This window comes from Nocardiopsis lucentensis DSM 44048 (assembly GCF_000341125.1).
Taxonomy (GTDB): domain Bacteria; phylum Actinomycetota; class Actinomycetes; order Streptosporangiales; family Streptosporangiaceae; genus Nocardiopsis; species Nocardiopsis lucentensis.
In genome coordinates this window covers 1-8,906 of record NZ_ANBC01000141.1, presented here as the reverse complement: position 1 = coordinate 8,906, position 8,906 = coordinate 1, and the positions used below count along the sequence as shown (strand labels likewise).

The following is an 8,906-nucleotide window of genomic DNA, read 5'->3' as shown; positions in this document are numbered from 1 at the left end:
CCGCCGAGACCCCCGTGCCCGAGGCCGCGGCCGACGCCGACCCCTCCGGGCCGTTGTACGGGCGCACCGTGTGCGTGTCCGGCGACCTGGCGGCCATGGACAAGCCCGAGGCGTGGCGGCGCATCGCCGAGGCGGGCGGACATCCCGCCAAGAACGTCACCCGCAGGACCGACGTGCTCGTCGTCGGCACGCACGCCGGCGCCGGGAAGACCTCCAAACACGTCCGCGCCGAGACCTACCGCGAGCGCGGTCAGCGCATCGACATCATCACCGAGGCCGACCTGCTGGCCCGGCTCGGCATGGCCGGGGCCTGAGGGCCGCCCCCGGGCCCCGTTCACCCCGTCGACGCCCCCGGGGCGGACGTCCGGTCGGTGACCTGCCGCAGGAGGGCGTCGGTCGCCCAGTCGCGCCAGCGGTCGGCGCTCCAGCCGCACTGGACGGTGTGCAGGGTGAACACCTCGGGACTGAGCAGGGCCAGCGCGGTGTCGGCGGCGTCGCCGGTGGTCAGGCCCGGGCGCAGGGCCCCCCGTTCGGCGAGGCGCTCGGCGAAGGCGTGCTGCACCGCCCTGCGCTGCTCGACGTTGATCCGCCACAGCGTGCGTAGATCGTCGTCGGAGTCAGCCGCGCCTCGCAGGACCTCCGACAGCGGCGCCACCCGCACCATGATCGCGGCTGTCCCGGCCACCTGGAGTCGGATCTGCTCGGAGGCGTCGGGGGCGGCCAGGGCCTCGCGCGCCCAGGGGCGGTCCAGGGTGGCCACGGGTTCGGCGTCCCCGGCCACGGCTTGGTCCAAGGCCTCCTTCAGGACCGCCGACTTGGCGCCGAAGGCGTTGTAGACGGTCTGGGCGGCCACGCCCGCCTCCTTGGCCACGCTCTGGATGCTGGTGGCCGCGTAGCCCCTCGTGGTGAACAGCCGGGTCGCCGCCTCGGCGACGCGCGCGCGGGTCGCACGGGTGCGGGCCAGACGCCCGTCGGTGCCGTGTGTGCTCATGGCCACCATTGTACGAGTTGACTGTAGCGGCACTCCAATTATCTTATTGGAGTGACACTACAGAAACTTGTGGTGCCGCCGAGGAGCGGCACCGAGTCGGGAGGAACGGACATGCGCATCCTGGTACTGGGCGGTTACGGGGCGGTGGGATCGCCGGTCACCGAGCGGCTGCGCGCGCAGGGACACACCTGCTGGAGCGCGGGCCGCGACCCCCACCGAGCCGACCGCGTCGTGGACGCCGGCTCTCCGGGGACGGGCGGCTTCCGGGAAGCGCTGGAGGACGTGAATGTGGTGGTCAACGCCTCCGGGGCCGAGGACCCGGCCCTGGTCGCCATCGCCGCGGAGCGGGGCGCGGCCTTCGTCGACGCCACCGCCACCCACACCTACGTGGCGGCCGTGGAGCGGCTGTCCCCGCGCGCTCCGGTCCTGCTCAACGTCGGGCTCGCCCCGGGCCTGACCAACCTGCTCGCCGCCGACCTGCACACCCGCGCCCCGGGGGACGGACCGATCGACCTGGCCGTGGTCCTGGGCGCCGGTGAGGAGCACGGGGCGGCGGGCGCGGCGTGGGCGTTCGGGCTGCTGGGCCGTTCCTTCCCCGACCCGGCCACCCGGACACCGGTGCGCAACTACACGCGGCCGTCGGTGTTCACCCTGCCGGGGCAGGGCCGGCGGCGCCTGTACCGGGCCGACTTCAGCGATCAACACGTCCTGACCCGTGACCTCGGCCGACCGGTGCGCACCCACTTCGGGCTGGACACCGCGCCCCTGACGGTCGCCCTGGCCGGACTCACCCGCCTGCCCGGCGCCCGCCGCCTGCCCACCGGGCTGCACCTGCCCGGTTCCGACGCCTGGACGGTGCTCGCGAGGGCCGGGGAACACGTGCGCTGGGCACGCGGGCACGGTCAATCGCGCGCCACCGCCGCCCTGACCGCCTGGGCCACCACCGTGGTGGACGGTCTGGACGCGGGAGTGCACCACCTACACGGGGCGGCCACGCTGGACGACCTGCCCGAGGACCTGCCGCTGACCCTGGGCGGCACGTCTCACGATCCCAGATAGCGCAGCACCGCCAGCACACGGCGGCTGTAGCCGGTCGTGTGGGCGAGCCCCAGCTTGTCGAAGATCGCGTTGACGTGCTTTTCCACCGCGCTGACCGACACGTACAGGCGCTCGGCGATGGTGCCGTTGGCCAGGCCCTGGGCCATGTGCTCCAACACGTCGCGCTCGCGCGGGGTGAGCGCCGCCAGCGGATCGGTGTGGGTGGTGCGGGACAGCAGGCGGCGCACGACCTCGGGGTCGAAGGCCGCGCCGCCCCCGCGCACCCGCTCCAGCGCGTCGAGGAACTCCCCGACCTCCGAGACCCGGTCCTTGAGCAGGTACCCGACCCCGCCGGAGGACCCGGCGAGCAGTTCGGCGGCGTAGCGCTGCTCCACGTACTGCGACAGCACCAGCACCGCCACGTCGGGGTGCTCGGCGCGCACGTCCAGGGCGGCGCGCAGCCCCTCGTCGGTGTGGGTCGGGGGCATGCGCACGTCCACCACGGCGGCGTCGGGTGCGTGCTCGGCGACCGCGTTGACCAGGGCGTCGGCGTCACCGACCGCGGCCACGACCTCGTGTCCCTCCTCCTTCAGGAGGCGCACCAGCCCCTCCCGAAGCAGAACTGAATCATCGGCGATCACCAGGCGCATGGGGGCTCCGTGTCCGTTGGGGGCGGTCCGGGGACAATTGTCGATCACAGGGGGACGAAGGCGCGCACGACCGTGGGCCCGCCCTCGGGGCTGTGCACGGACAGGGTGCCGTCGATCGCCCGCAGGCGGCGGGCGAGCCCGGTCAGTCCGCTTCCGTCCGGTTCAGCGCCGCCGCGGCCGTCGTCGGCCACACTCAACTCCACACCCGTGTGGTCGGCGCGCACGGTGACGACCACCCCGCTCGCGTGCGCGTGCTTGACGGTGTTGGTGATGGCCTCGCGTGCCACGAAGTACACCGCCGTGGCGGCGGGGCCCGGCAGGGGCTCGGCCAGGTCGGAGTCGACCGAGACCGGCAGGGGCGTGCGGTCGGCGACTTCGGCGAGGGCGGCCTCCAACCCGAGCGTGTCCAGGGCCGTGGGGTAGACCCGCCAGGCCACGTCGCGCAGTTCGTCCAACAGGACACGGGTCTGTCCGTGGGCCTGGCGGATCAGCTGGCCGGTGCGTTCGGCGTCGTTGCCGCGCTGGGCGCGCCCCAGGAGCATCGCGAGGGCCACCACCCGTTGCTGGACGCCGTCGTGCAGGTCGCGTTCGATGCGGCGGCGCTCCTCGTCGACGGCCTGGACGATCCCGGAGCGGGACCGGGCCAGCTCGTCGATGCGCCGGTGGAGCAGGTCCTCAGAGCTGGGTCCCAGGAGCCGGCGGGCCAGCAGCCGGTCCAGTGCGGTGACCGCGAGCACCCCGACCCACAGCGCCAGGAACGTCACCAGGGTGAACCCCAGGCCCAGGGCGAACGTGGAGGTGGACAGACTCACGCCGGGCATGGAGATCCGCACCTCCGACGCCGTGCCGCTCACCACCTCCCACACCGCGCCGACCGTGAACAGGCCCAGCAGTCCGCCCAACACGAACAGCAGGAGAGCCGACACGCACGCCACGGGCAGCCGGGAGGCCAGGTACACCGCGCGCCGCGCGGACCCGGCGTCCGGGTGGACGGCGAGCCCGCCCCACCGCGCGAGCCTGGCCACCTCCGCGTCGCCGAGCCGCACCGTCCACCCGGCGAGGACGGATGCCGTCCTCGCCCGGGAACGGCGCCAGGCCAGGAGGGGAAGGGCGGCCAGTGCCACCAGCGTGAGGACCAGAGTCAACAGGGCCGTCAGCAGCCCCGCCAGGACCGCGACGAACGACCGCGCTCCCCCGAGCAGGGGTTCCAGGGCGGCGCGCAGGTGCCCCCAGGCGTCCCGCCAGGCTGTCTCCACGCGTGTCCTCTCCCGTCCGTCCGCCCCATGCCGCGCCGGCCGTGGGTGAGCGCAGAAGCATATCCGCCACGTGTGCCGACCGGGGCCGCGCCGGGGACGGCGGTCCACGGATCAGACCGCGGCGTACCGTTGCGCGCGGGCGCGCACGGCCGCGGCCGCGTCCTCGGTGACCAGGTCGGCGTTGATGGCGGTGGCGGCCTCGACTCCGGCCCCCTCGGCCGCGGTGACCATCGCCGCGAGGTCGCTCGTGTTGCCCGCCGCCCAGACGCCCGGGACGTCGGTCCTGCCCTTTGGCCCCGTGGCGACGAACGCCCCCATCGGGTGCTCGGTGAGTGTGCCGCCGAGCTGTTCGTACAGGTCCGAGCGCGCGATGAACCGGGGGGTGACGGTCACCGCGTCCACCGCGAACTCGTGTCCGTCGGCGAGGACGACCGTCCGCAGGACGCCCCCGTCGGTGCGCAGCATCCGCACGGTGCCGTCCACGACCTGGATGTTCAGCGCGGCCAGCTGCTCCCAGGCGTCGTCGTCCGGGTCGGGCATGGTGTGGACGAAGAGGGTGACGTCCTCGCTGAGCTGACGGAACATCAGGGCCTGGTGGACACTCATGGGGCTGGTGCCCAGTACACCGATGCGCTGCCCGCGCACCTCCCATCCGTGGCAGTAGGCGCAGTGCAGGATGCCTCCGCCCCACAGCTCCCGCACACCGGGGACGGCGGGGAGCTCGTCGACGAGCCCTGTCGCGAGCAGGAGTCGCCGAGCCCGTACGGTCGCGCCGACGGCGAGGTCCACCTCGAAGACGTCGCCCCGGCGGCGCGCGGCGACGGCCCGGTCCTCGTGGACCCTCGCCCCGTACCGTTCGGCCTCCGCCCGTCCCGTGGCGAGCAGGTCCCGAGGGGCGACGCCGTCCAGGCCGAGGACGTTGTGTGCCCCCTCGGCCGGGGCGTTGCGCGGTTCACCGGCGTCCACGACGATCACCGAGCGCAGCGACCTCGCCAACGTGATGGCCGCGCTCAACCCCGCCGCGCCGCCTCCGATGACGGCCACGTCCACGTTCTGTTCCGTGTTCACTGCGACATCCCTTTCCCGTTGCGTGGTCTGGTCTCGATCCGGTGGGTCAGGGGCGGCGCGCCGCCCAGGCCGTGCGGGCCCTGCGTACCGTCAGTTCCGCGCGGTTCAGGACGGACTCGGGGGCCTCGTCCCGCAGAAGTCGGTCCAGGGCCGCCAGGTCGTCCGCGCCCAGCCGGTCGGCGAGCGCGGAGCGGACACGGCCGAGGTAGTCGCGGGCGTAGCGGTTCGCGCTCGGTGGCGCCGGGTGCGCCTCGAAGGCGAAGTCGCGTTCCTGGACGACCTCGAAACCGGCGCGTTCCAGATGCGACCCCCAGTTCGGGTACGCGTTCCAGCCGTCCCGCGCGACCTCCTCGTGGTAGCGCTCCTCCAGGCCGGGGCGGCCGAACCCGATGTCGTGGGGCAAGAAGCGCGGCAGCGTGTCCATCTCGACGACGACCAGCAGACCGCCGGGGGCGAGGGCCCCGTGAAGATCGCGGAGCAGCCGGTCGGGGTCCTCGACGTGGTGCAGCGAGGCGGCCGCCCACGCCAGGTCGACGGAGCCGATCGGGGGCCAGGCGTCGTCCAGGTCGGCCTCGACGGTGCGCACCCGGTCGGTCAGCCCCCGCGCCCGGGCAGCGTCGCGCAGACGGTCGAGCATGGCCGGGGACTGGTCGACCGCGACGATCCGGGCCGCCTCGAAGCGCCGTGCCAGGGCCAGGGTCCCGGTTCCGGTTCCGGAGCCCACGTCGGCGATGGTTCCCGGCGTCGCCGTCGTGTGTTCGTCGACCCAGGTGATGAGGTCGTCCAGGTGGGGCGCGAAGACCTCGGCGTCAAGGTCGAGCAGGTCGGCCAGTCCCGCCTCGCCGCGGTGGGTGTGTCCACCGTCGTGCCGGTGGGCGTGGTGTTCGTGCTGGTGGGCGTGGTGTGTCATGTTTCCACGCTAATCACGATCTGTCTTTTTCGCATACCCTCTTGCCTATGGAGCAAGAATGTGATCTGGACACCGTGATTCGCCAACGCATCCGCGGCCTGCGGCTCGCACGCGGCTGGACCTTGGACACCCTCGCCGCCCGCTGCGACCTCAGCCCGTCCAACCTGAGCCGGATCGAGACCGGGCGGCGCAGGATCGCCCTCGACCAGCTGGTGCCCATCGCCCGAGCGCTGGACACCACGCTCGACCAGCTCGTCGAATCCGCCGACGACGAGGACGTGGTCATCCGGCCACAGCCCTGTCAGGCCCAGGGGACGACCACCTGGCTGCTGTCGCGCGAGCGCTCCCTCAACGGCGTGACCGTGGCCAAGATGCGCATCACCCCCGACCGCCCCACCGGTCCAGAGCACCTGGCCGTGCACCCGGGCCACGAGTGGTTCACCGTCCTGTCCGGCACCGCCCTGCTCCGCCTGGGCGAGCGGACCATCCTCATCCACACGGGCAACGCCGCCGAGTTCTCGACCATGACCCCGCACGCCGTCGGCGCACACGAGGGGCCGGTGGAGATCCTCACCATCTTCGACCACAACGGAGAACGCACCCACCTGCACGCCGCCGGCGACGCCTGACGTCCACAGGAGCATCGCCGGCGGCGTGCCCGGTCTTGACGGCGCGCCCCGGGTCAGCCCCGGCCCGCGTAGCGCAGGATGGCGCCGATGTCCGTACTGGGCTCGCCGCCCTCGCGCAGTTCGGTGAACCCCGAGTCGGACATCACCGCCGACCGCAGCATCAGCGCGCTGGCCGGGGCCCGGAACGCGGTGTTCGGGTCGTCCATGTCGTTGCTGTGCACCCCCACCAGGACCGGTTCGTTCGGCGAACCCCACAGCTGCGGTTCGCGGTCGCGCTCAGCCCCCACCAACAGGGTGCGCCCCCGCGCCTCCGACAGCATCGGCAGCGTCGGTTCGGTGCCCGAGACAGCCTGGTCATGGGCGAGTTTGCGCTGGTACTCGGCGGCCACGTGCTCCTGGCCCTGCTCGACGAACTCGCGCAGCGCCTCAGCCGCCGCCTCGTGCAGGCGCTCCTCGGCGTCGGGACCGCCGCGCCCGCCCGCGACCACCAGGATCGGTGTGTCGAGCCGGCGCTCGGCCAGGTTGTCGCGCAGGTAGGCGATCGCCTCCGCGTCGCCGCCGACGAAGATCACCTCCGCGCCGACCTCCGCGACCGCGTCCCGCACGTGCTCGGCGACCTTGGCGGTGTTCTCCCGCCACATGTCCTGGGCGACCTGCTTGCTGGTGAAGCGTCCGTTGTAGCCGCCCAGGTTGCCCGGGCCGCCCCGGCTCATGACGTCGATGCCGTGCAGGTTCCTGCCGGTCAGGTCGTGCTCCGCCGCGGGACCCCGGCTCGGGGCGGCGGGATAGGCGGTCACGTGCGCGTTGACGCGGTCCAGCGCCACCAGGACGTAGGGCAGGTGACGGCCCCGGTCGACGGCCACGGGAAGCACGTCGGGGATCGGCAGCCACGTGGCGCGGTCCTGCCTGGGGGGTTCGGTGAGCGTGTGCGCGGCCAGGAGCTGACCGTCGGAGGCGAACAGGGACTGGCCGTGCGCGCCGAACGCCCTCGAGTCCCCCTCGCCGATGGCCTCCTCCAGGACGTTCAGCGTGGCCTCGTCGGTGCCCAGGGAGGCCAACTCCTCGCGCAGGTGGCGCCAGCGCAGCTCGATCTCCTTGTCGGCGTCCCTGGTGCCGCGGCTGGTGTCCAGGTGCACCGAGGCCACCGGAGCGTCGCTTTCGTACAGAGGACGCAGAAAACCAAGGTCCATGTGTCCGCGGAGCGTGTGTCCCCCGCCCCGCCCACCTCCTTCTCAGGGTCGGCCGTCAGGCCATCCTGGTTTCCATGGTGGGTGCCCGCGGTGGTCGGCACGTCGGACCAGACGCGCTTCTTGCCCAACGATGTCCTGGGCTTGCCCGAGCGAAGAGGCGCGACGACGGGTCCGGACGACCCCGCGCGGACCTGACCGNCCCCGCCCCGCGACTGTCGGGTCCGGCCGGGGCCGTCACTCCTAACGTCGGTGGTGGAAGAGGGAGGTGGGACCGTGTTGGAACGGCTGAACCGGGCCCTGGAGCGGATCGAGGACGACCTCCGGGGCGAGGTGGACGTGGCGGCGGTGGCGCGTGAGGCGCTCACCACCGAACACCACTTCCGGCGGATGTTCTCGGCGCTGGCCGGGATGCCGTTGTCGGAGTACGTGCGGCGACGCCGGTTGACTCTGGCCGGGGCCGAGGTGCTCGACGGACGGCGCACTCTGCTGGAGGTCGCGGTACGCCACGGCTACGGGTCGGCGGAGGCGTTCACCCGGGCGTTTCGTGCCCTGCACGGGGTCAGTCCGGGCGAGGCCCGGCGTACCGGAGCAATCCTGCGGTCCCAACCCCGACTGATGTTTCGTCTGACCGTCGAAGGGAGCGAGGACATGCGTTATCGCGTCGTGGACAAGGAGGCGTTCCGCCTGGTGGGCCACAAGGCACGCGTGCCGCTGGTGCACGAGGGACCGAACACGGCCATCGAGGAGTTCGTCCGAGGGCTGGGCGCGGATGAGCACGCCCGGCTCGCACGGATGAGCGACCAGGAGCCCAGAGGGCTGCTCTCGGTGACCGACAACATCGAGCCCGAGCGCGCGGAGGGCAGCGAACTGGACTACTACCAGGCCGCGGCCACGTCCGAGCCCGCCCCCGAGGGCATGGACACGCTGGAGGTCGCGGTCGGAACGTGGGCGGTCTTCCCGTTCGGCGCCTCCGCCGACGAGATGCCCGAGGCCGTGCAGCGGCTGTGGGCCGACGCGTACGCGCAGTGGTTCCCGTCGAACCCGGCCTACCGCACGGTCGCGGGGCCCGAGATCCTGCGGGTGGAGTACGCCGAGGACCACAGTGGCGCCGAGGGTGAGCTCTGGGTGCCGGTGGAACGGGCCTGAGCATGCGGGGTGCCGTCCCGGCCGGGAC

Annotated in this window: 10 protein-coding genes; 4 read left to right on the top strand and 6 right to left on the bottom strand. The window is 73.0% G+C overall.

All coding sequences use genetic code 11. The features are described from left to right. A partial coding sequence (locus tag D471_RS33045) for a BRCT domain-containing protein (protein WP_017597586.1) occupies positions 1 to 314 on the top strand: 314 nt, incomplete at its 5' end. Positions 315 to 334: 20 nt separating this feature from the next. On the opposite strand, the gene D471_RS0104810 is transcribed toward D471_RS33045, so the two are convergent. Further along, positions 335 to 991 (bottom strand): TetR/AcrR family transcriptional regulator, encoded by a 657-nt coding sequence (locus tag D471_RS0104810; protein WP_051059113.1) that lies wholly within the window; start codon positions 989 to 991, stop codon positions 335 to 337. A 111-nt stretch (positions 992 to 1,102) separates the two neighbouring features. On the opposite strand from D471_RS0104810, the gene D471_RS0104805 reads away from it, so the two are divergent. Further along, positions 1,103 to 2,050, top strand: a complete 948-nt coding sequence (locus D471_RS0104805; protein ID WP_017597584.1) for a saccharopine dehydrogenase family protein — start codon at positions 1,103 to 1,105, stop codon at positions 2,048 to 2,050. Here D471_RS0104805 and D471_RS0104800 read toward each other — a convergent pair. The 4 genes from D471_RS0104800 to D471_RS0104785 all read right to left on the bottom strand — a co-directional run bounded on the left by D471_RS0104800 (position 2,035) and on the right by D471_RS0104785 (position 5,913). Further along, positions 2,035 to 2,679: a response regulator transcription factor gene (locus D471_RS0104800; RefSeq protein WP_017597583.1), complete on the bottom strand. Its 645-nt coding sequence runs from the start codon at positions 2,677 to 2,679 to the stop codon at positions 2,035 to 2,037. The genes D471_RS0104805 and D471_RS0104800 overlap by 16 nt on opposite strands. A 44-nt stretch (positions 2,680 to 2,723) precedes the next feature. Next, complete coding sequence (locus D471_RS0104795; protein WP_017597582.1) at positions 2,724 to 3,935, bottom strand: sensor histidine kinase; 1,212 nt, start codon at positions 3,933 to 3,935, stop codon at positions 2,724 to 2,726. A 111-nt stretch (positions 3,936 to 4,046) separates the two neighbouring features. Next, entirely contained in the window at positions 4,047 to 5,003 is a 957-nt protein-coding gene (locus tag D471_RS0104790; RefSeq protein ID WP_017597581.1) for an NAD(P)/FAD-dependent oxidoreductase, read from the bottom strand. 46 nt (positions 5,004 to 5,049) lie between these two features. Further along, complete coding sequence (locus D471_RS0104785) at positions 5,050 to 5,913, bottom strand: class I SAM-dependent methyltransferase (RefSeq protein ID WP_017597580.1); 864 nt, start codon at positions 5,911 to 5,913, stop codon at positions 5,050 to 5,052. A gap of 47 nt (positions 5,914 to 5,960) precedes the next feature. On the opposite strand from D471_RS0104785, the gene D471_RS0104780 reads away from it, so the two are divergent. Continuing rightward, entirely contained in the window at positions 5,961 to 6,542 is a 582-nt protein-coding gene (locus D471_RS0104780; RefSeq protein ID WP_026127416.1) for a helix-turn-helix transcriptional regulator, read from the top strand. Positions 6,543 to 6,595: 53 nt separating this feature from the next. Here the strand turns inward: D471_RS0104780 and D471_RS0104775 are convergent, their stop codons facing one another. Continuing rightward, positions 6,596 to 7,732: a baeRF2 domain-containing protein gene (locus D471_RS0104775; protein ID WP_026127415.1), complete on the bottom strand. Its 1,137-nt coding sequence runs from the start codon at positions 7,730 to 7,732 to the stop codon at positions 6,596 to 6,598. Between the two features lie 273 nt (positions 7,733 to 8,005). Here D471_RS0104775 and D471_RS0104770 point away from each other — a divergent pair, with 273 nt between their 5' ends. Then, positions 8,006 to 8,878, top strand: coding sequence for an AraC family transcriptional regulator (locus D471_RS0104770; RefSeq protein WP_017597577.1), 873 nt, complete (start codon positions 8,006 to 8,008; stop codon positions 8,876 to 8,878). The last annotated feature ends 28 nt before the right edge of the window (positions 8,879 to 8,906 follow it).

Coding starts and splice junctions, on each gene's coding strand:
- D471_RS0104810 (WP_051059113.1), bottom strand. CDS start 991: ATGAGCACACACGGCACCGACGGGCGTCTGGCCCGCACCCGTGCGACC.
- D471_RS0104805 (WP_017597584.1), top strand. CDS start 1,103: ATGCGCATCCTGGTACTGGGCGGTTACGGGGCGGTGGGATCGCCGGTC.
- D471_RS0104800 (WP_017597583.1), bottom strand. CDS start 2,679: ATGCGCCTGGTGATCGCCGATGATTCAGTTCTGCTTCGGGAGGGGCTG.
- D471_RS0104785 (WP_017597580.1), bottom strand. CDS start 5,913: ATGACACACCACGCCCACCAGCACGAACACCACGCCCACCGGCACGAC.
- D471_RS0104780 (WP_026127416.1), top strand. CDS start 5,961: ATGGAGCAAGAATGTGATCTGGACACCGTGATTCGCCAACGCATCCGC.
- D471_RS0104775 (WP_026127415.1), bottom strand. CDS start 7,732: ATGGACCTTGGTTTTCTGCGTCCTCTGTACGAAAGCGACGCTCCGGTG.